At 62.1% G+C, this 20,819-nt stretch carries 20 protein-coding genes; 12 read left to right on the top strand and 8 right to left on the bottom strand.

All coding sequences use genetic code 11. The features are described 5' to 3' along the window. Nucleotides 1-428: 428 nt before the first annotated feature. Entirely contained in the window at nt 429-1,316 is an 888-nt protein-coding gene (locus ACYAR8_RS21320; RefSeq protein ID WP_074889113.1) for a LysR family transcriptional regulator, read from the bottom strand. A gap of 119 nt (nt 1,317-1,435) precedes the next feature. On the opposite strand from ACYAR8_RS21320, the gene ACYAR8_RS21315 reads away from it, so the two are divergent. Continuing rightward, entirely contained in the window at nt 1,436-1,921 is a 486-nt protein-coding gene (locus ACYAR8_RS21315; protein WP_463580980.1) for a multidrug/biocide efflux PACE transporter, read from the top strand. Between the two features lie 121 nt (nt 1,922-2,042). Beyond that, entirely contained in the window at nt 2,043-2,480 is a 438-nt protein-coding gene (locus ACYAR8_RS21310; protein WP_463580979.1) for a carboxymuconolactone decarboxylase family protein, read from the top strand. Between the two features lie 15 nt (nt 2,481-2,495). Here the strand turns inward: ACYAR8_RS21310 and ACYAR8_RS21305 are convergent, their stop codons facing one another. The 4 genes from ACYAR8_RS21305 to ACYAR8_RS21290 all read right to left on the bottom strand — a co-directional run bounded on the left by ACYAR8_RS21305 (nt 2,496) and on the right by ACYAR8_RS21290 (nt 6,411). Then, a complete protein-coding gene (locus ACYAR8_RS21305) occupies nt 2,496-3,647 on the bottom strand; it encodes an MFS transporter (RefSeq protein WP_463580978.1) in 1,152 nt (383 codons plus the stop codon). A gap of 696 nt (nt 3,648-4,343) precedes the next feature. Next, nucleotides 4,344-5,114, bottom strand: coding sequence for a molybdopterin-dependent oxidoreductase (locus ACYAR8_RS21300; RefSeq protein WP_463580977.1), 771 nt, complete (start codon nt 5,112-5,114; stop codon nt 4,344-4,346). Then, nucleotides 5,107-5,730, bottom strand: coding sequence for a cytochrome b/b6 domain-containing protein (locus ACYAR8_RS21295; RefSeq protein ID WP_074889126.1), 624 nt, complete (start codon nt 5,728-5,730; stop codon nt 5,107-5,109). The genes ACYAR8_RS21300 and ACYAR8_RS21295 overlap by 8 nt, the downstream gene beginning before the upstream one ends. Before the next feature lie 57 nt (nt 5,731-5,787). Next, complete coding sequence (locus tag ACYAR8_RS21290) at nt 5,788-6,411, bottom strand: hypothetical protein (protein ID WP_074889370.1); 624 nt, start codon at nt 6,409-6,411, stop codon at nt 5,788-5,790. A gap of 324 nt (nt 6,412-6,735) precedes the next feature. Between ACYAR8_RS21290 and ACYAR8_RS21285 the strand changes: the two genes are divergently transcribed. Together ACYAR8_RS21285 and ACYAR8_RS21280 are read left to right on the top strand one after the other, a co-directional pair. After that, complete coding sequence (locus ACYAR8_RS21285; RefSeq protein ID WP_074889129.1) at nt 6,736-7,431, top strand: heavy metal response regulator transcription factor; 696 nt, start codon at nt 6,736-6,738, stop codon at nt 7,429-7,431. Next, the gene (locus ACYAR8_RS21280) at nt 7,404-8,822 is read left to right on the top strand and encodes a heavy metal sensor histidine kinase (RefSeq protein ID WP_463580976.1); all 1,419 of its coding nucleotides are present in this window, start codon (nt 7,404-7,406) and stop codon (nt 8,820-8,822) included. Before ACYAR8_RS21285 ends, ACYAR8_RS21280 begins: the two co-directional genes overlap by 28 nt. A 199-nt stretch (nt 8,823-9,021) precedes the next feature. On the opposite strand, the gene ACYAR8_RS21275 is transcribed toward ACYAR8_RS21280, so the two are convergent. Next, nucleotides 9,022-9,690 carry a polysaccharide lyase family 7 protein gene (locus ACYAR8_RS21275; protein ID WP_074889135.1) on the bottom strand — a complete coding sequence of 223 codons (669 nt, stop codon included), beginning with the start codon at nt 9,688-9,690 and terminating at the stop codon, nt 9,022-9,024. 572 nt (nt 9,691-10,262) lie between these two features. Between ACYAR8_RS21275 and ACYAR8_RS21270 the strand changes: the two genes are divergently transcribed. From ACYAR8_RS21270 to ACYAR8_RS21240, 7 genes are all read left to right on the top strand, one after another. Then, nucleotides 10,263-10,715, top strand: coding sequence for a MarR family transcriptional regulator (locus ACYAR8_RS21270; RefSeq protein WP_108120252.1), 453 nt, complete (start codon nt 10,263-10,265; stop codon nt 10,713-10,715). Next, complete coding sequence (locus tag ACYAR8_RS21265; RefSeq protein ID WP_463580975.1) at nt 10,712-12,811, top strand: FUSC family protein; 2,100 nt, start codon at nt 10,712-10,714, stop codon at nt 12,809-12,811. Before ACYAR8_RS21270 ends, ACYAR8_RS21265 begins: the two co-directional genes overlap by 4 nt. Next, nucleotides 12,808-13,017, top strand: coding sequence for a DUF1656 domain-containing protein (locus tag ACYAR8_RS21260; RefSeq protein WP_065988670.1), 210 nt, complete (start codon nt 12,808-12,810; stop codon nt 13,015-13,017). Before ACYAR8_RS21265 ends, ACYAR8_RS21260 begins: the two co-directional genes overlap by 4 nt. Next, on the top strand, nt 13,014-13,934 hold the full coding sequence (locus ACYAR8_RS21255) for an efflux RND transporter periplasmic adaptor subunit (RefSeq protein WP_463580974.1): 921 nt from the start codon (nt 13,014-13,016) through the stop codon (nt 13,932-13,934). Before ACYAR8_RS21260 ends, ACYAR8_RS21255 begins: the two co-directional genes overlap by 4 nt. Then, nucleotides 13,931-15,355 (top strand): efflux transporter outer membrane subunit, encoded by a 1,425-nt coding sequence (locus ACYAR8_RS21250; protein WP_463580973.1) that lies wholly within the window; start codon nt 13,931-13,933, stop codon nt 15,353-15,355. The genes ACYAR8_RS21255 and ACYAR8_RS21250 overlap by 4 nt, the downstream gene beginning before the upstream one ends. 621 nt (nt 15,356-15,976) lie before the next feature. After that, a complete protein-coding gene (locus tag ACYAR8_RS21245; RefSeq protein ID WP_074889147.1) occupies nt 15,977-16,810 on the top strand; it encodes an aldo/keto reductase in 834 nt (277 codons plus the stop codon). 261 nt (nt 16,811-17,071) lie between these two features. Next, nucleotides 17,072-18,088 carry a transporter gene (locus ACYAR8_RS21240; protein WP_463580972.1) on the top strand — a complete coding sequence of 339 codons (1,017 nt, stop codon included), beginning with the start codon at nt 17,072-17,074 and terminating at the stop codon, nt 18,086-18,088. A gap of 119 nt (nt 18,089-18,207) precedes the next feature. Here ACYAR8_RS21240 and ACYAR8_RS21235 read toward each other — a convergent pair whose 3' ends face one another. Together ACYAR8_RS21235 and ACYAR8_RS21230 are read right to left on the bottom strand one after the other, a co-directional pair. Continuing rightward, nucleotides 18,208-18,678, bottom strand: a complete 471-nt coding sequence (locus ACYAR8_RS21235; RefSeq protein ID WP_108119927.1) for a hypothetical protein — start codon at nt 18,676-18,678, stop codon at nt 18,208-18,210. 45 nt (nt 18,679-18,723) lie between these two features. Continuing rightward, nucleotides 18,724-18,960, bottom strand: a complete 237-nt coding sequence (locus ACYAR8_RS21230) for a hypothetical protein (protein WP_146175907.1) — start codon at nt 18,958-18,960, stop codon at nt 18,724-18,726. A 33-nt stretch (nt 18,961-18,993) separates the two neighbouring features. Here ACYAR8_RS21230 and ACYAR8_RS21225 point away from each other — a divergent pair, with 33 nt between their 5' ends. Next, nucleotides 18,994-20,610 carry an inorganic phosphate transporter gene (locus tag ACYAR8_RS21225; protein ID WP_463580971.1) on the top strand — a complete coding sequence of 539 codons (1,617 nt, stop codon included), beginning with the start codon at nt 18,994-18,996 and terminating at the stop codon, nt 20,608-20,610. Nucleotides 20,611-20,819 lie beyond the last annotated feature (209 nt).

Genomic DNA, 20,819 nt, shown 5'->3' with positions numbered 1-20,819 from the left:
AGGAGTGAGCTTGCTCGCGATGGCAGTGTGTCAGCCGACATTAATGTCACAGGCCCGCCGCTTCGCGACCGTCGTAACCTCCGATTGCTCCTACAGGAGATGTGCGTTCGACGGGGATATTGGAGGCGAGTAAAAATTTGCGTTCGACGTGGATTTTGAATGAGGGTAAGAAACTATGGGAGCGAGCTTGCTCGCGAAGGCAATTTGTCAGTCAGCTTAAATGGCGCTGACCCACCGTATTCGCAAGCAAGCTGCCGCGACTGTAGGAGCGTGGCTTGTCCCGCGATCTGCCGGGAACCGGCAGCAAATCTGGCTGACGCAGTGCTCCAGATGCACCGCGTTTAACAGGTTTACGACGGGTTCCCCGCCGATCGCGGGACAAGCCAGGCTCCTACGGGCAGGGTCGCAGCGGCAAGATGCAGCCGCTTTCAATAGCCCCCCCGCCCCTCCAGCAAGGTATCCAGCAACCACGTCCCCGCCGGGCCCAGGCTTTTCTGCCGGGACCAGATCACGTCGACCGCTGAGCTGCGCGGCCAGCCCGGCACCTTGAGCTCCTTCAACCGACCCTGACCACAGGTGCTGACCAGCCAGCGCGGCAGCGCCGACCAGCCGAACCCGAAGATTGCCATGTCCATCAACAGCAGGTAATTGGGCGCTGACCAGCTGCGTCGTGCGCCGCTGGGCAGGTCGTCGGTGGGCACGCTCTCGTCGACGATGGTGTTCAGGCGCAACGCCCGATGCTGCGCGAGATGGCGGTAATCAACAGCCGCTTCGGCGGCCAGCGGGTGGCTGTGGGAAACGAAGATGCCGAAGTCGGCGCGCTCGACGATCGTCGCGTAGCCCACTTCCGGCGGATACGAGGCCTGGGCCGACAGCAAACCCAGGGACGCCCGACCGGTCTGAATCAGATTGATCGCGTCGCCGTGTTCGGCAAACACGCACTCCAGTTCCAGCTCCGGAAAGCGCTGATCGAGCTCGGTCATGCGTGCCTGAAACTCGGCGAACTGGTTGGCATCGGACAGCACCAGCGTCAGGCGCGGCTCCATCCCTTCAACCAGACGCCCCGCCGCGCGGCGCAATGTGTCGGACGCTGCCAGGACGTCCTCGATGCGTCCTTCCAGCGCCCTGCCCGCTTCGGTCAGGGCCGGATGGCGGGTTGATCGATCAAACAACTCGACGCCGAGATCGATCTCCAGTCGCGAAATGGCCTCGCTGATGGTCGATTGACTCTTGCCCAGGCGGCGCGCGGCGGCACTGAAAGAACCCAGCGCGATGGTCTGGGCGAATGCTTCGAGTGCTTCGGGGGAATAGCTCACAGGTGGACACCTCAGAGAAGCATGTGGCGTCGCCATCGGTTTTTCCGATGGGACCGATTTTCACTCTAGCCCATCGCACCACGACAATGCACACCTGCCCCGAAAAAGTGATTATTCACATGCCTCTGCACACCCTGACGTCCAACAAGACCAAGAAGCCGGTCGTTGCGCCGAAGTCCCTCAAAGAGCGGGCCCTGCATGCGCTGCTGTTCGAGCTCATCGGCGTGCTGATTTTTGCGCCAGGGCTGGCCTGGGTGCTCGGTCAGTCCATCGGCAAGATGGGCGCGATGACGGTGATGATTTCCACGGTCGCCATGCTCTGGAACATGGTCTTCAATGCCGGGTTCGACCGTCTCCGCGCCCGCCTGGGGTTTGCCATGACGCTCAAGGCGCGGGCGCTGCATGCCATCGGCTTTGAAGCGGGACTGATTTTTTTGGTGGTGCCGATGGTGGCGTGGTGGTTGTCGGTCCCATTGCTGGAAGCTTTCCTGCTGGACATCGGCCTGGTGCTCTTGTATCTGCCCTACACGATGCTGTTCAACCTGGCCTACGACGGGGTTCGCGAGCGTTTGCTCGCCCGCCCTCAACACTGTGCCGCTGATTGATAGCGGCGCAATTGGTCTCCGGTAAACCTCCTTGATTGGCTATTCGGCGTGCTCCAGGGCCGGCGTAACATCTCGCCACGTCCAGCGGCTTCCGCCGGCCACTTTGAAGGGAGCACCCACCATGAATAACCGAATCACCTGGGCACAGAAATCGCCGGAAGCCTACAAAGCCATGGTCGGACTGGAGACCGCGCTGAGCAAATCCGGGCTCGATCATTCGCTGCTGGAGCTGATCCGTCTACGTGCCTCGCAGCTCAACGGCTGTGCCTACTGCGTCAACCTGCACGCCAATGACGCACGCAAGGCCGGCGAAACCGAGGCCCGCCTGCAGACCCTCAGCGTGTGGGAAGACACCGAATTCTTCACCGAGAAGGAAAAAGTCGTACTCGCCTGGGTTGAAAGCCTGACCCTGCTGCCCGTGCACCGCGCGCCGCAGCATCAGTACGAAGCGCTGCTCACCCATTACAGCGAAGCCGAAGTGGTGAGCATCACCCTCGCCGCCGCCACCATCAACGCCTGGAACCGCTTCGGCGTGGGTTTTGCGATGATGCCGAGCTGACTCCCGTTATTGGCTTCACACCCGCAAGAACCGCCCGCTGATCGCCACGCCCAGCAGCATCACGGCGATGATCATGAACGCCGCGCCGAGGCTGCTGAGGTGGGCGACAAAACCGATGCCGGCCGGCCCCATCAGAATCCCGATGTAGCCCAATGTGGTGATCGCCGGCACTGCGACATTCTCCGGCATGGTTTTCTGCCGACCGACCGCGCTGTAGAACACCGGCACGATGTTGGAACAGCCGATTCCTACCAGCGCATAGCCGCACAACGCCGCCTGCCAAACCGGAATAAGGGTCGCGACGGTCATCCCGGCGGCCGCGCACAGCCCGCCAAACAGGATGATCTTGTGCACACCGAGACGCCGGACGATTGGATCGCCGCACAGGCGCCCGATGGCCATGAACAGCGCGAACACCGCATAACCGAACCCTGCGTAAGACGGCTCGACCCCGCGCTGGGCGCTGAGGAACACCGCGCTCCAGTCGAGCATCGCGCCTTCGGTGAGGAACACCGTGAAGCACATCAACCCGATGAACAGCACCACACCCCGGGGAATCGCAAACGCCGGCCCGCCCGGCTCGCTGCCATAGGGCAGCAAGTGAGGCGCGGCTTTATACAGCGCGAGGGCAATAAACAACGCAACGACGGCCATCGCCAGCCACGGCCAGACGCCAACGCTCAACAACGCCGACACCCCCGCCGCCCCCAGAATCCCGCCGCAACTGAACAGCCCGTGAAACCCGGACATCATGGTCTTGCCGCTGGCCCGCTCGACGATGATCGCCTGAATATTGGTCACGCAACCCAGCGCGCCCATGCTCGCGCCATAGACAAACAGCGTGGCGACCATCAGCGGAACCGAGCTCAGGGTGGCCAATAAAGGCAAGCATAGACAGGCAATGACGCCCGTCATCACGATCAACCGCCGACAGCCATAACGCACCGTCATTGCCCCCGCCAGCGGCATGGAAACGATCGAACCAATGCCCAGGCACAACAGCAACAACCCGAGCCCGGCGTCATCCAGCCCCAGACGGCCTTTCGCGTAAGGCACCAGCGGCGCCCAGGCCGACATACTGAACCCGGTAATGAAAAACGCGATCCGCGTCGAAAACTGCTCCAGCCGCCCCGGCACAACGGGCGCTGCGGTGCTGATGGAAGTCATTGCCGCTCCCTTGAAAACAGCGGCCCACCATGGCCCGCTTCGAGACCAGCCTAACAAAGCTCGAAACATTGCCGAAGAAGGGATATTGAAGGGAATGCCCTCAGGAACGCCTCAACCAACCTTGAAAACACCGACGCGGAGCGTCAAAGGGTGCATTACCACGCGGAGCGTGGGAACGATCATTATGCTTCAGTGGGACCGGCTTCAGCCGGGAAGGCGCCTGTGTGCTCGCCATCCATTTTGCGGCGTGACGCTCGACGCCTTCCCGGCTAAAGCCAGTCCCACTAAACACCGCGTACCCCTGTGGGACCGGCTTCAGCCGGGAAGCTGTCGATCTGCTGCTGATCTGCTTCTGATCTGCTTTTGATCTTCGTACACAGAAAGTCCAGACACCGCCAATCGCGACTTGGGTGCAGGCTGAACGCAGACGACGCGGAGTGGGCCGAGCCGCATGGATGCGGCGAGAGCGCCGTCAGGACATGGATGTCCGTTCGGCGCGGGCCCACGGAGCGTCGTCGGAGTGAGGGAATTCCGACGCAGGAGGAACCCAACCAGGAGCAAGCACCCTTGGTTACTTGGGGTGCTTTTCCAAGTAACTCGCCGAAGGCGAAACAGTCTGCCCCCAGGCAGACGCTCTTGATCTTGATCTTGATCTTGATCTTGATCTTGATCTTGCTTCAAAGATCTAAAGCCAGACTAGATCCCGCTAAACCAGTTGTACCCCTGATCTTCCCAATACCCCCCGGGATTCTCATTACTCACCACAATCTCAACGATATGCTTCGGATTCTTGAACCCCAACTTCGTCGGCACCCTCACCCGCAACGGATAACCATACTCCGGCGGCAGCGCCACCTCCGCAAAATCCAGCGCCAGCAACGTCTGCGGATGCAACGCCGTCGGCATATCCAGACTCGAGTAATACCGATCCGCGCACTTGAACCCGACAAACTTCGCCGTCGTATCCGCCCCCACATGCTCCAGGAACGTACGCAACGGCACACCGCCCCACTGCCCGATCGCGCTCCAGCCCTCCACACAGATCAACCGCGTGATATCGCTGCGCTGCGGCAACTTGCGCAACCCCTCCAGCGTCCACGGCGCCTTGTCCCGCACCAGCCCCGACACACCCAACTTCCAGTCCGCCGTGTCCAGCTCCGGAATATCGTCCTCGCTGTAAAACGCATTGAACGGAAACGGATTACGGACCTGATCCTTAGTGAACGTCGGCGCCAGCTTCTGCCCGCTGAACAGCCAGGCCTGAACCCGATCGTTCCAGCGCGACATGCTCCACAGCACCTTATCCACCTGATCGCCGTCCTGCAGGTTGCAACCGGTGAGCATCGCCATCGCGCCCACCGTCAGCCCACCTTTCAGGAAATGCCGACGCTGCAGGCTCTCCAGCTGAATCTGCTGGGCCGGCTCCAGCTTGATGCGCGCAATGGCGCGTTTTTTAGACTCAATCATGCTCGACCTTCCCGCTCTCAATCCCACGCGTACCGCCAGTGATCATCGGCATCAAGGTTTTCGGCACCATCAGTACCAGCGCCAGATGCACCACCACGAACGCGCCAATGAATGCCATCGCCGCAAAATGCACGTAACGGGCGAAGTCGTATCCACCGAACACTGCGGTCAGTTCCTGTAACTGAACCGGCTTCCAGATCGCCAGCCCCGTCAGCACGATCAACACGCCGGCGGCCAGCACCAGCCAATACATCAGGCGCTGGACGGCGTTGTACACGCCCTTCTCGTGCTTGAGACGAAAACGCAGGGCGTCGAGCATGTCGCGCTTGACCGCTGTGGGAGTGACCGGCAGGAAGTCGCGCTTGAAATGCCGGGTGAACAGGCCATACAGCACGTAGATCAGGCCGTTGATCACCAACAGCCACATCACTGCGAAGTGCCACGCCAGCGCGCCGCCCAGCCAGCCGCCCAGTGTGAAATCCCGGGGGAAGGAGAAGCGGAACAGCGGCGACGCGTTATAGATGCCCCACCCGCTCATGAACATGCAGACCATGCCAAAGGCATTGATCCAGTGCGTCAGGCGGATGGGCCATGGATGAATTCTGGTTTTTTTCATGGTGCGAGACTCATCACGGATTCGGTGAAAGCGGCGCCGTGAGACGCCGCAACCCGCTTACATCGGCGGCTGGAAGCCGTCTTTGCCGACCGCGACACCGCGTGCGGTCTTGCCGTCTTCGCCCGGGAACACGACGATCTTCGCGCCCTTGACCAGCTCATCGACCTTGCCTGGCTGCACGTAAGCAATCGGCACGTCTTCCGGCACGACCAGCTGCTTCTCACCGCCTTTGTAGCCGACGCTCAGGGTACGGCCGTTAGCCTTGCCGCTCAGCTTGCCGACGGTGCCATTGGTCATGGTGCCGGTGCTGCCGTCAGCGTTTTCCCAACCGTAGTGGCCTTCACCGCTGCCTTTCAGGCTTGGCTCGAAGACGGTCACTTCCAGGGCTTTCAGCGTGCCGTCGGCCTGTGGAGTCGCAGCGGAGCCGATGAAGCTGTCCGCTTTGATCGACGCGATGTCAGTCTTGGAGACCAGGCGGATGCCGGTCTTGTCGGTCAGGCCAATGCTCTGATGGGCGCCGGAACGGGTGGTGAAGTTCAGGGTGTTGCTGTCGACGCTGTCGACCGTGCCGCGCAGTGGTTTGACCACCGGCATGTCACCGGAGGCCATGCCAGCGGCGGAAGCCATGACGGCGGCGCTGAGCATCAGCATGCCGAACGTGGTGGTCAGGGCTGTCTTCATCTTCATCGGTGAATTCCTTAAGGCAGTTGGGGAAAGTTGAAGCTGAGGGTCATGTGTGTTGCATGACGGCCATCCTGTACCCGTAACCGGCACCCGACAATGACCGCCCGATTACATTTTTGTCATTAAGGCGCCACCGTTGAGCGAGTCGGCCAAGGCGGCAATCAATGACAAAAATGTAACCGACCGCGCGCCATCCGTTGGTTACACTCCACATCCGGCGCGGCCTGCAGACCTTCGCGTCTGTTTCGGGCCAATCTGATAAACCATCCGACACCCCACGCCGGCGACGCTGCCAATGACGTGAAGCGAGCCTGACCGACGATGCACATTCTGCTTATCGAAGACGACACCAAGACCGGCGAGTACCTCAAAAAGGGCCTGACCGAGTCCGGTTACAAAGTCGACTGGACCCAGCACGGCACCGACGGCCTGCACATGGCCCTTGAGCACAGCTACGATTTGCTGGTGCTCGACGTCATGCTGCCGGGCATCGACGGCTGGCAGATCATCGAAATCCTGCGGGCGAAACAGGATGTGCCGGTGCTGTTTCTCACCGCCCGCGATCAGTTACAGGATCGCATCCGCGGCCTCGAACTGGGCGCCGACGATTACCTGGTCAAGCCGTTCTCGTTCACCGAACTGCTCCTGCGCATCCGCACCATCCTGCGTCGCGGGGTGGTGCGCGAGGCCGATCATTTCCATCTGGCCGACCTGGAACTGGACCTGCTGCGTCGGCGCGTCACGCGCCAGCAACAGGTCATCACCCTGACCAACAAGGAATTCGCGCTGCTGCATCTGTTTCTGCGCCGCGAGGGCGACGTGCTGTCGAGGGCGCAGATCGCCTCGGAAGTCTGGGACATGAATTTCGACAGCGACACCAACGTTGTCGACGTGGCCATCAAGCGCCTGCGCAGCAAGGTCGACACGCCCTACCCGAGCAAACTCATCCACACCGTGCGCGGCATCGGTTACGTCTGCGAGGTGCGGCCATGCGAGCCCGACGCCAGCCATCCCTGACCCTGCGCGCGACCCTGGCGTTTTCGGTGGTGGCCATGCTCGCCGTCGCGGGCGCCGGCATGTATCTCTACGAGACTATGAAAGGCGCGGTGATGACTCGCAGCGACCATGCGGTGCTGGCGCGGCTGGATCACTTTCGCAAACTGCTGCAATACGACCTGACGCTGACCACGCTGCAAAGCAGCCCACAACTGTTCGAGAACATGCTCGACAGCGAGGACGATATTTTCATCATCGCCGAGCCGGGCAAGCCTGCGGTGATCATGGTCAACCCGCTGCACGCGCCGTTGCCGACGATGCCGGTGGTACCGGCCAACATGCCGCTGAGCGTGGCCGACATGCGCAGCGGCATGCTGGATTCAGGGGTGCCGATGCGCGCGGCGACGGTCGAGGCGGTGTCCGGCGGCAAGGTTGTGCACCTGACAGCGGCGCACATCGCGGTCAAGGAGATGGCGACCCTCGCGGGTTTCCGCAATCGCATCCTGCTCGCCGTGTCACTGGCATTCGTGGTCACGGCGCTGCTCGGTTATGTGTTGCTGCGCCGGGGTCTGCGCCCCTTGCGCAGGATGGCCAGCCATGCCGCGGCCATCACTCCGGCGCAACTGGACAGCCGCATGGACAACCGCGACACCCCGGTGGAATTGCAGCAGCTGGGCGAGGCCTACAACGCGATGCTCGACCGGCTTGCCGATGGTTATCAGCGACTGACGCAGTTTTCCGCCGACCTGGCCCATGAAATCCGCACACCGGTGGGTTCGTTGATGGGGCATTGTCAGGTGGCGTTGCGACAACCGCGTACGGAAGATGAATATCAGGCGTTGCTGGCCTCGAATCTGGAGGAGTTGGAACGCATCTCGCGGATGGTCGAAAGCATCCTGTTCCTCGCGCGGGCCGATGAAGCCCAGGCAGCGCTCAATCGCCAGACGCTGAATCTGGCGGACGAGATGCAGCGGGTTGCGGGCTATTTCGAAGGGCTGGCGGAAGAGCGTGACATCGCCCTGCACACCGAAGGCGACGCGCGGATCGAGGCTGATCCGCTGTTGCTGCGCAGGGCGCTGAGCAACCTGGTGGCGAACGCGATTCGCTACGCCGATGAAGGCAGTGAGATCAAGATTCGTGTGATCGAGAGCGGCCAGCGCTGCCGCATCGAAGTGGAGAACCAAGGCCCGACACTGGACGACGCGACCCTGGGCAAACTGTTCGACCGCTTCTATCGCGGCGACGCCTCACGTCACCAGAGCTCCGATTCCAATGGACTGGGCCTGGCGATCGTCGCCGCGATCATGCAGCTGCATGGCGGCGAAGCGGCGGTCAACCAACCGACGCCGGGGCGGATCTGTTTCGGGCTGGTGTTTCCACGCCAGCCCGCAGGCCGGCTGCAGCAGATTTGAATCTTCGCTACCCGTAAATCCATTGCCAGGCCGAGGCGCCTGTAGGAGCGCGCTTGCCCGCGAAAGCAGTGGGTCAGGCATCACTGATGGCACAGGCATATCGCCTTCGCGGGCAAGCGCGCTCCTACACGGGTTTTGTGTCGGCCAATATTCCGGGCTGTGCCGCTAACTGCTCACTCCCGCATCCGCACCGAAAACCTCAGGCCTTCTTGTCGTGGGTCGCCTGCAGTTTGTAGAACGTCGCCGCCCCGCCTTCGGTGGCATAGCCGGCGTTGTCCTGGGTGTACACGCCCGCCTTGAAATACAGCGGCTTGCCCTTCCAGGACAGGTCGAGCTTGGCGCCCCACTGCATGTCGTAGGCATTGACGGTCAGGTTGCCGGCCTGGGTCAGGTGGATGGTGTACGTGAAGCGTTGCTTGAGCAGCACGCCGGTTGCCACTTGAATGACTTCGGGCTCGGAAGTCGGCGTCGAGCGGTACTTCACCACGAGGTTGCCGGTCTTGGTTTTTTCCTTGTACTGGTATTCGAGCTTGAGCAGCGGCTCGGTACTGCCATAGGCGTGGATCTGACCGATGACAATTTTGCCCGAAGAAGGCACTTGGTCCACGGTCAGCGCCGCACGCAGGAAGTTGTCCGCGTCAGAGTAAGTCCAGTTGTGAACCGCACCGTTGGCGTAGGTTTCACGCAGTTCGGTGCGGGGAAATTTGGCATTGTCAGTCCTTGACCCTGTAACCGGCGCCCAGAAGAACAAAGTGTCCCCTGAACGGAAGTAACCATCCTGGTAACCGCCGACGAGTTTTGGCGTGTCGATGGTGGCGGCTGCGATACCGACCGGTATAGAAAGATTCCAGATGGCGAGATCAATCATGGGTGCACTCATGGTGCGCGAGGCGCACAGCAAATAAGGTGTCTGGAACAGGCCTGTCACTGCCGTTCCCGTCATCTTTGCTATCGGCTGAACCGTTTGATCTTTAGTGGGCCCCGGAGTCAAGAAACCGCCAAACCCCCGCAAGCAGCGCCCAAAGACGGCACAGTGCCACTACCGAGCCGAAGTGGCCCATTGACCTCATGTTTTGCCCAACCAGCGGAAACCGGGGAGGAAGGCTAATAATTTGGCGCCATTTTTTTGGAGAGGCGCTTAGACGACGCCCAGAAAATTAGTTCAGCCAGCGAGGGCTCAGCCGACAGACGGTATGGGAAAAAGGCTGCTCCTTCGTCCTGCTCGTTCCTGCTATGCGCTCAGAGGCATCTGGCGCCTCCCTTACTCTGCTGCTGGATACTTGCAAAAAGCCTCCTGCGACAATCCGCTCGGCCCCCCACGGTAGATTCCATTTGACGGCCCCACAGTGTTACAAGATATTATTAGTTAGCAACCTAATAATGCAGCGCCTAATCATTCAGGTCCTAACCAACCTCCCATACCGTTTCAATGGCCTCTTCATGAACCCTGACACCCTGCAAATGCGCGTTACCGGCGGCGTCGTAGCGGCCTCCCGGCAGTGGCGTCGCGTCTGCCAGACCACACTGATCAATGTGGGCGTCAGCGAAGCCTGCGCCGGCCCGTTGCTGATGATCGCGCGCCTGGGTGAAGGCGTGCGTCAGGTCACGGTGGCCCAGGCCTGCGGGCTGGAAAGCCCGTCACTGGTGCGCCTGCTCGATCAACTGTGCAAAGCCGGACTGGTGCAACGCACCGAAGACCCCACCGACCGCCGCGCCAAGGCGTTGAGCCTGACCGATGAGGGCCGCGCTTTAGCCAACGCCATCGAGGGAGAGCTGATCCGCCTGCGCCGCGACATCTTCAGCCACGTCGACCCCGCCGACCTGGAAGCAACGCTGCGCGTGTTCAACGCCATCGCCCAGGCCACGCCGACGGCGCCGGAGTCGTCATCTTGAGCGCCAGGTTCAAAGGCTTTTTCGACGGTGTACCGCCGGGCCGCGACTGGTTCTACGGCGTGCGCACCTTCGCGGCATCGATGCTGGCGCTGTACATCGCGCTGATGATGGAACTGCCCCGCCCTTACTGGGCGATGGCGACGGTCTACATCGTCTCCAGCCCGTTCGTGGCGCCGACCAGTTCCAAGGCGCTGTACCGCGCCGCCGGCACGCTGCTCGGCGCCGCCGCTTCGGTGGTGCTGGTGCCGATGTTCGTGCAGACGCCTTTTTTGCTGGCGGTGGTCATCGCGCTGTGGACCGGTACCCTGCTCTTCCTGTCCCTGCATTTGCGCACCGCCAACAGCTACGCGTTGATGCTGGCGGGCTACACCATGCCGCTGATTTCCTTCCCGGTGGTCGACAACCCGCAGGCGGTGTTCGACATCGCCGTCTCGCGCACCGAGGAGATCTTCCTCGGCATCGTCTGCGCCGCCGTGGTCGGCGCGATGTTCTGGCCGCGTCGGCTGGCGCCGGTACTGGTCGATGCCACGGGCAAGTGGTTCAAGGACGCGTCGACCTACAGCGACCTGTTTCTGTCCCGCAGCGCCACGCCGGAAGCGGTCGGCGGTCTGCGCACGGCCATGGTCGGCACGTTCAATAGCCTGGAGCTGATGATCGGCCAGTTGCCCCACGAAGGCGCCCATCGCCAGACGGTGCGCAACGCCAAGGAACTGCGCGGACGGATGATTCACCTGCTGCCGGTCATCGATGCCCTGGACGATGCCCTTTGGGCGCTGGAGCGGCGTTCGCCTGAGCACGTCGCCGACCTCGCCCCGCTGCTGATCGAGTGCCGCGACTGGGTCGAGCAGACCGCCGAAGGTGCACCGATCGCGTATTGGAAAGCCTTGCACGCCGAACTCGACCGCCTGCAACCCACCCCTGCGCAGATCGACGATCGCCGGCACCTGCTGCTGTCGAACGCGCTGTATCGCCTGCGCGAGTGGATTGACCTGTGGCAGGACTGCCGCAGCCTGCAGCACGCCATCGAGACCGATGACCACTCCGCGTGGCGCGCAGTGTATCGCCACTGGCGGCTGGGCCGGCTGTCGCCGTTTCTCGATCGCGGCATGATGCTGTATTCGGTGGCGACCTCGGTCAGCGCGATCATCGTCGCGTCGGTGCTGTGGATCTTGCTCGGCTGGCAGGACGGCGCGAGCGCGGTGGCGCTGGCGGCGGTGTCGTGCAGCTTCTTTGCCGCGATGGACGACCCTGCGCCGCAGATCTACCGCTTCTTCTTCTGGACCATGATGTCGGTGATCTTCGCCAGCCTCTACCTGTTCGTGGTGCTGCCCAACCTGCACGACTTCCCGATGCTGGTGCTGGCGTTTTCGGTGCCGTTCATTTGCGTCGGCACCCTGACCGTGCAGCCGAAGTTCTACCTCGGCACGCTGCTGACCATCGTCAACACCTCATCTTTCATCAGCATCCAGAGCGCCTACGACGCCGACTTCGTCAACTTCGTCAATTCCAACCTGGCTGGCCCTGCGGGTCTGGCATTCGCCTTCGTCTGGACGCTGATCGTCAGGCCGTTCGGCACTGAAGTGGCCGCCAGGCGTCTGACCCGCTTCAGCTGGCGCGACATCGTCTCCCTCAGCGAAGACGCCACCCTGGCCGATCACCGGCACATGGGTGTACGCATGCTTGACCGGCTGATGCAGCACCTGCCGCGCCTGGCGATCACCGCGCAGGATTCCACCAGTGCACTGCGCGAAGCGCGGGTCGCCCTGAACATGCTGGATTTGCTGGCGTACATGCCGCGGGTCGACCCGGCGCCGCGTCAGTTGCTGCGCCAGGTGGCGACCGAAGTCGGCGCGCACTTTCGGGACTGCCTGAAAGCCCGCGAGCGTTTGCCTGCACCCAAAGGTCTGTTGATGACCATGGACCGCGCCCGCCGCGCGCTGACCTTCAACGGCGAAGGCGACGACGACGCGCGGATGAATCTGCTGCACGCCCTGAGTGGCTTGCGCCTGGCGCTGCTGCCGGGCGTGGAGATCGTCGATGTGCTCGCCGAGCAGGAAGAACAACCGCCCTATGGCATCGATGGAGCGCCCTTATGATCGGTGATGTGGACATCAGCGGGATTTTCCTGCCGACCTTTCTGGTGCTGATGGGCATCGCTTACCTGATTTTTCTGGTGGTGCACGCCGTGTTGACGCGCGCCCGCTTCTACCGCCTGGTCTGGCACCGGGCTTTGTTCAACGTCGGTCTATACGCTCTGCTGCTCGGCGTCGTGGATACCCTAAGTCGATACCTGATGAAATGAAAAAACCTCTACTGACGCTGGGCCGCGTGGTCCTGACCCTGCTGGTTGTCACCCTTGCCGCGATCGTCGTCTGGCGCATGGTGATGTATTACATGTACGCGCCCTGGACCCGCGACGGGCACATCCGCGCCGACGTGATCCAGATCGCTCCGGACGTTTCGGGCCTGATCGAGAAAGTCGCGGTGAGCGACAACCAACCGGTCAAGAAAGGCCAGTTGCTGTTCACCATCGACCAGGACCGCTTCCGTCTCGCTTTGCGCCAGGCCCAGGCGACAGTTGCCGAGCGCAAGGAAACCTGGGAACAGGCCCAGCGCGAGAACCGTCGCAACCGCAGCCTCGGCAATCTGGTCGCCCGCGAGCAGCTGGAAGAAAGCCAGTCCAGGGAAGCCCGCGCGCTGTCGGCCCTGAACGAAGCGCAGGTGGCCGTCGATTCGGCGCAACTGAACCTGGACCGCTCGGTGATCCGCAGCCCGGTGGACGGCTACCTCAACGACCGCGCGCCCCGCGACCGCGAATTCGTCAGCGCCGGACGTCCGGTGCTGTCGGTGGTGGACAGCAACTCGTTCCACATCGACGGCTACTTTGAAGAAACCAAGCTGGACGGGATTCACATCGGCTCCGGCGTGGACATCCGCGTGATCGGCGACAACGCGCGCCTGCATGGTCATGTGGTGAGCATCGTCGCCGCCATCGAAGACCGCGACCGCAGCAGCGGCTCGAACTTGCTGCCCAACGTCAACCCGGCGTTCAGCTGGGTGCGACTGGCCCAGCGGATTCCGGTGCGCATTGCGTTTGATGACGTGCCGGCGGACTTCCGCATGATTGCCGGGCGTACGGCGACGGTGTCGATCATCGATGACGCCCCCACAGCTGCTCAGGGAAATGACCAACCCATCCAGCCTGGAGCGCCGAAATGAAACACCGCGCACGCCTGCTGACCGTGGGCATGGGCTTGCTGCTGTCGGCTTGCACCGTGGTCGGCCCGGATTACACGTTGCCTGATCAAGCCGCGGTCAATCGACCCGATCTGCAGGGCGAGCTGGCCGGCTCATCGAAAAATGTGGTGTCGGCGCCGGTGCCGGCTGACTGGTGGCGGCTGTATCACGATCCGAAACTCGACGCGCTGGTGGGTCAGGCGCTGGTGTCGAGCACCGATTTGCGCGTCGCGGCGGCGAACCTGCAACGGGCGCGTTTTCAGATGAGCGAGGCCGATGCGGCGGGCGGCTGGAGCGGTACGGCCAAGGCCGGAGCGCAGCGCTTGCAGGAAGCCGGGCAGGCCTATCTGCTGCCGGAGAAAGTGCCGGTGGCGAATGTCGGTGACGTCGGTCTGACCACCTCGTATCAGTTCGACCTGTTCGGCGTGCTGCAGCGCGGCATCGAAGCGGCCCAGGCCAACGCCGACGCAACCCAGGCGGCTGCCGACACGGCGCGCATCACGCTGGTGGCCGACGTGGTGCGCGCGTACACCCGGGTGTGCGCCGCCAATGAAGAACGCAACATTGCCCTGCACTCCCTGGACCTTCAGAAACAGGGTCTGAGCCTGACCCAGCGCCTGCGCGATGCCGGCCGTGGTGACGAAACCCAGGTCACGCGCTCGCAGACCCAATTCCGCTCGCTGCGTGCCGAGTTGCCGCGTTACGAAGCGGCGCAGAAGTCGGCGCTGTATCGCCTGTCGATGCTGCTCGCCCGTCCGCTGAACCAACTGCCCAAAGGGGTGGCGGAATGCGCCGAGCTGCCGCACATCGCCCAAGTCATGCCGGTGGGCGATGGCGCCGCGCTGCTTAAGCGTCGTCCCGATGTGCGTCAGGCGGAGCGCCGGCTGGCCATGTCGACGGCGGCCATTGGTGTGGCGACCGGCGAGTTGTATCCGGACATCAGCATCGGCGCGACGGTGGGTACCGTGGGGATTCTCGATGAACTGGGCGATCCGTCGACCAACCGCTGGGGCTTTGGCGGTGTGATCAATTGGACCATCCCGTCCAATGGCGCACGGGCGCGGATTCACATCGCCGAAGCGTCAAACCAGGTAGCGCTGGCGCGTTTTGATGGCGTGGTGCTGAATGCCATCCGCGAAGCCCAGACCGGCCTGTCGCAATACACCGCGCTGCTGGAACGCCGCGATGCGCTGGTAGAAACCGAAGAGTCGGCGCGCCAGGCGGCGGACCAGACCCACCGGTTCTTCCTCGCCGGCCGCGAATCCTTCCTCGCCGACCTGCAAGCCACCCGCACCTACACCGACATCACCGCGCAACTGGCGGCGGCGAACACCCAGGTGGCAATGGGGCAGATTGACCTGTTCCTGGCGCTGGGCGGGGGTTGGGAGAACGGGCATAAGTAAGTTCTCGCGGGTTGGCGCGCACTCTTTGTGGGACCGGCTTTAGCCGGGAAAGCGCCAGGCGTCACGCCGCAAAATTGATGTCGCTCAATCGGGCCTCTTCCCGGCTGAAGCCGGTCCTACAATGGGTACGCAGTCCCACTGACTGACCGCGTTCGTTGTAGGACCGGCTTTAGCCGGGAAAGCGCCAGGCGTCACGCCGCGAAATGGATGGTGCTCACACAGGCCTCTTCCCGGCTGAAGCCGGTCCTACAATGGGTACGCAGTCCCACTGACTGACCGCGTTCGTTGTAGGACCGGCTTTAGCCGGGAAGGCGTCGGTCGCCACACCGCAAAATTGATGTCGCTCAATCGGGCCTCTTCCCGGCTGAAGCCGGTCCTACAATGGGTACGCATTCCACTAACAGACCGCGTTCGTTGTAGGACCGGCTTTAGCCGGGAAGGCGTCGGTCGCCACACCGCAAAATTGATGTCGCTCAATCGGGCCTCTTCCCGGCTGAAGCCGGTCCTGCAATGGGTACGCATTCCACTAACAGACCGCGAATTCGCTTGAGATTGAACCCCTGCCAGCCGGTACTGCCTGATTCTTAATCATTGAGTCCTATACGCCCGGAGGCACCCCCGATGCGCACGCTTGAACTGGCAGACAAAACCGTCCCCGTTATCGGTCAGGGCACCTGGCACATGGGTGAGGACCGCCATCAGTTCGAGGCGGAAGTCTCGGCGCTGCAACTGGGCATCGACCTGGGCCTGACGCTGATCGACACCGCCGAGATGTACGGTGAAGGCGGCGCCGAAAAAGTCGTCGGCCAGGCCATTGCCGGGCGCCGCGACGAGGTCGTGCTGGTGAGCAAGGTCTACCCGCACAACGCCAGCCGCGCAGGCATTCCGGCGGCGTGCGAGCGCAGCCTCAAACGCATGAACACCGACTACATCGATCTGTATTTGCTGCACTGGCCCGGTCAATACCCCCTGGATGAAACCGTCGAGGCTTTCGAGCGCCTGCGTGAAGCGGGCAAAATCGGCCGCTGGGGCGTGTCGAATTTCGACGTGTCCGACCTGCTGGAGCTCGACGCGCTAGGCCTCGGCGGCGGGTGTGCCACTAACCAGGTGCTGTACAACCCTGAAGAACGCGGCATCGAATACGACCTGCTGCCCTGGATGCAAACCGCGCGGATGCCGCTGATGGCGTACTGCCCGATTGGCCAGGCGGGCAATCTGCTGATGAACCCTGCCATTCTTGAAGTCGCCGAACGCCACGACGCCACCCCGGCGCAGATCAGCCTGGCGTGGGTGCTGCGGCAGGACGGCGTGATCGCCATTCCCAAGGCCGTCACGCCCCATCACCTGGAATTGAACGCCGCGGCGGTTGATATCGAATTGTCGATTGAGGATGAGCTGCTGATTGATTCCTCATGGCCGGCGCCACTGCGCAAGACGCGGTTGTCCATGGTCTAGCTGTCACCTGTAGGAGCGTGGCTTGTCCCGCGATCGGCGGGAAACCCGTCGTAAATGGCTGTAACTGTGCCTGCTTCACACAGTGCGGCGTCTGGGTTGACGACGACTTCGTCGCCGATCGAGGGGCAAGCAGGCGCCTACAATGACCGCGATCAAATCGTAATCATCTGATACAAATCGTCACAAAACTGTCAAAACCCCTTGCGATGATGCCGCTTTCGATCTCGTGCCCTGCGGGGCACTTTCCGTCTGCGAGCCTTCATGAATCAACGCATCGCCCACCATCTGGATTCCGATCTGTTTGGCTTGCTGTACGGCTACCGTTTTCGTCCCGACGAGCCTGGCCGCGAGCTGGATTCGGCGGCCGCGCTGGAATGCCTGCGCCAGCCAACCGCGCCGGACGAGTTTGTCTGGCTGCACCTGAACCTGACCCACGCCAGTTGCGAACGCTGGCTGAAAACCAACCTCGACCTGCCCGACGAGTTTCTCGAAGCGCTGCACGAAGGTTCACGCTCCACACGCATCGAACACGTCGACTCCGCCCTGCTCGCGGTGGTCAACGACGTGGTTTTCGACTTCAACCGCGTCTCCACCGACATCGCCACGTTGTGGGTCTGCGTGCGCAGCAACCTGATGATCTCCGCGCGCCATCAGCCGTTGCGCTCGGTGGACCGGCTGCGCTCTTCAGTGAAACAGGGCGAAACCTTCCGCTCCCCCCTCGAACTGCTTGCCCACCTGCTGCGCGACCAGAGCGACGTGCTGAGCCAGTTCATGCGCAAGACCAGCCTCAGCGTCGACAAAATCGAAGACCAGCTCCTCTCCCAACGCCTGAGTAATAACCGCACGGAACTGGGCGCCATGCGTCGGGTGTTGGTGCGTTTGCAACGGCTGTTGGCCCTGGAGCCCGGCTCGCTGATGCGCCTGCTGCACCGGCCGCCGCAATGGCTGCTGGAAGACGACTTGCAAGAACTGCGGCAATCCACCGAAGAGTCGGCGCTGGTGATCAGCGACCTCACGGCCCTCGGCGAACGGATCAAACTGCTGCAGGAAGAAATCGCCGCCAACCTCAACGAACAAAGCAGCCGCACGCTGTTCACTTTGACGGTGGTTACGGTGCTGGCGCTGCCCATCAATATCGTGGCTGGTTTTTTCGGGATGAATGTCGGGGGAATTCCACTGGCCAGCGATCCCCACGGGTTCTGGGTGTTGGTCGCGCTAGTGGCGACCTTTACGTTTATCGCCGGACGTTGGGCATTTCGAAAAAGTCGGGAGTATTAAACACCGTTAATCATAAATCTGACGACCCGCCCCAACATGAGAAGTGGGTCCGGGCCGCCAGCACACTAACAATCGTTATTGCTCACTCAGCCAATAGGACAGAGTGTTCAACGATCCCTCTACGCCACGGTATAACTCTCACCCTCGAACCTGAACGATGAACGAAAGGCGCTGATGTTACCCGTTTTGCGAAAGTCTTCTATTTCCGCCTCAAATTTCTTCTGACCCGCACTCTTCACAGTCGCACTTTTCGTACCGGCGTGTTGATCGACTCCGTCCTTGGCGTACTCAGCGTAGATAAAACGCGCAGTGAGCACCTCACCAGAAACAAGGCCTGGTATCAAGGTGACGTCTTGAGACGTGATTCGCACTGGACGCTCACCGGCCCAGTTTCCAGGGGTGTACACCGGATCGGAGCTAGCGACTGTGCCGTTTTCTCGCATCAGGCACAGTACAACACCCCCAATGTGGATCTGGTTCGTCAAGACTTCGACCTTGAATTTTTCAGTGGCTGAAATTTTGTCTAGCGGATTTTTACCTACTACATAAGGCTTATCGATAGTTGCTTGATCAACTTTGTTCGCGTCCATTATTGCGTTCCTTTGCAATGATTAGAGAGGCAATTGCCTCTGTCTTCACGCTAGTGCATCCCTCAACAAAAACAATTGGCTAGCCTTCATCCGGGACAGGCGGTTATATCGTTTCGCGATGACCTCAATAGCGAATTCAATGACATTCACTTCAACCCTGTCCGTGACCTGCGCAGCCTGCCAATTGGCGAACAGAAAGACGCAGTCGCGGTTCGCTTTGAATGAAGGGATTCGGGCAAAACGGGGGCGCGTCGTCTGTTTGTCACATTTTGAAATGATCATGTCTGCCATCCCCCCTCAACAGGATCGCGACCCATGGCAACCCCATCACTGGCTCAACGCCCTCTGCAACAGGGGCCCGGACTGAGTGCTCAATTCGGCCGCAAGCCTGGCGTGATGACGATGGTGATTTTCTTCGTCGTGCTGGTATTGGGCCTGTTTTACACCGGTTACAGCTTGAAGCAGGACATGGATGACCTGGGCACTGTGGTCCTGACCTGGACCCCGTTCATTCTGCTCGGCGTCGCGTTGGTCATTGCGCTGGGCTTTGAGTTCGTCAACGGTTTCCACGACACTGCCAACGCCGTCGCGACGGTCATTTACACCCACTCCCTGCCGCCCAACTTCGCCGTGGTCTGGTCGGGAACGTTCAACTTCCTGGGCGTGCTGTTTTCCAGCGGTGCCGTGGCCTTCGGCATCATTGCGCTGCTGCCGGTCGAGCTGATCCTGCAAGTCGGCTCGTCAGCGGGCTACGCGATGATCTTCGCCCTGCTGATCGCGGCGATCCTGTGGAACCTCGGCACCTGGTGGCTGGGTCTGCCGGCCTCGTCTTCCCACACGCTGATCGGCTCGATCATCGGCGTCGGTATCGCCAACGCATTGATGCACGGCCGCGACGGCACCAGCGGTGTCGACTGGTCCCAGGCGACTAAAGTCGGTTATTCGCTGCTGCTCTCGCCGCTTGTGGGCTTCACCTGCGCCGCGCTGCTGCTGATGGCGCTGCGCATGTTCGTGAAGAACCGCGCGCTGTACAAAGCGCCGGAAGGCAACAAGCCGCCGCCGATCTGGATTCGCGGTCTGTTGATCCTGACCTGCACCGGCGTGTCGTTTGCCCACGGTTCGAACGACGGCCAGAAAGGCATGGGCCTGATCATGCTGATTCTGGTGGGTACGCTGCCGATGGCCTACGCGCTGAACCGCGCCATGCCCGCCGATCAGTCGGTGCAGTTCGCGGCGGTCGCCCAAGTCACGCAACAGGCCCTGAGCAAAGCGTCGCCGCTGCCCGCGCCGGCCGATTCGCGTCAGACGCTGTCGGTCTACATCCGCGAGAAGCAGGCGACACCGGAGCTTGTGCCGGCGCTGGCGGTGATGGCCGGCAAGATCGGCGATCAGGTCGCCAGTTACGGCTCGCTGGCCAAGGTGCCCGCCGAGGCCACCGCCAACGTGCGGAACGACATGTACCTGACCTCCGAAGCCATCCGCTTGATGGACAAGAACAAGGTCGGCAACTTCGACGCGGACACCCAGGCCAAGGTCGACACCTTCAAACAGCAGATCGATACCGCCACACGCTTCATCCCGCTGTGGGTCAAGGTAGCCGTGGCCATTGCACTGGGCCTGGGCACCATGGTGGGCTGGAAACGGATCGTGATCACCGTCGGTGAGAAGATCGGCAAAACCCACCTGACCTACGCCCAGGGCGCATCGGCCGAGGTCGTCGCGATGCTGACCATTGGCGCGGCGGACATGTATGGACTTCCGGTTTCCACCACCCACGTTCTGTCTTCCGGGGTGGCCGGCGCCATGGTCGCCAACGGCTCCGGCTTGCAGATGCGCACCCTGCGCAACTTGGCGATGGCATGGGTACTGACCCTGCCTGCCGCGATCCTGTTGTCGGGCAGTTTGTACTGGCTGTTCACCCAGATTTTCTGATTTCGCAGAGTCTCCCGTACTCTTCTTCAGGCGCTTCGGCGCCTGTTTTTTTGCGCGTAGGTTATGGGAGTCCAGACCGCTCATTTGGCGCAGAACCTGTGTAGGAGCGGGGGGGGGGGGGGGGGGGGGGGGGGGGGGGGGGGGGGGGGGGGGGGGGGCGAGGGGGGGGGGGGGGGGGCGGGGGGGCGCCCGGGGCGGGCGCCCGCGAG

The sequence above is a fragment of the Pseudomonas sp. HP_01 genome (assembly GCF_055284355.1).
Note: the sequence above shows the minus strand (reverse complement) of the source record. Positions and strands in the feature narration are given on the sequence as shown.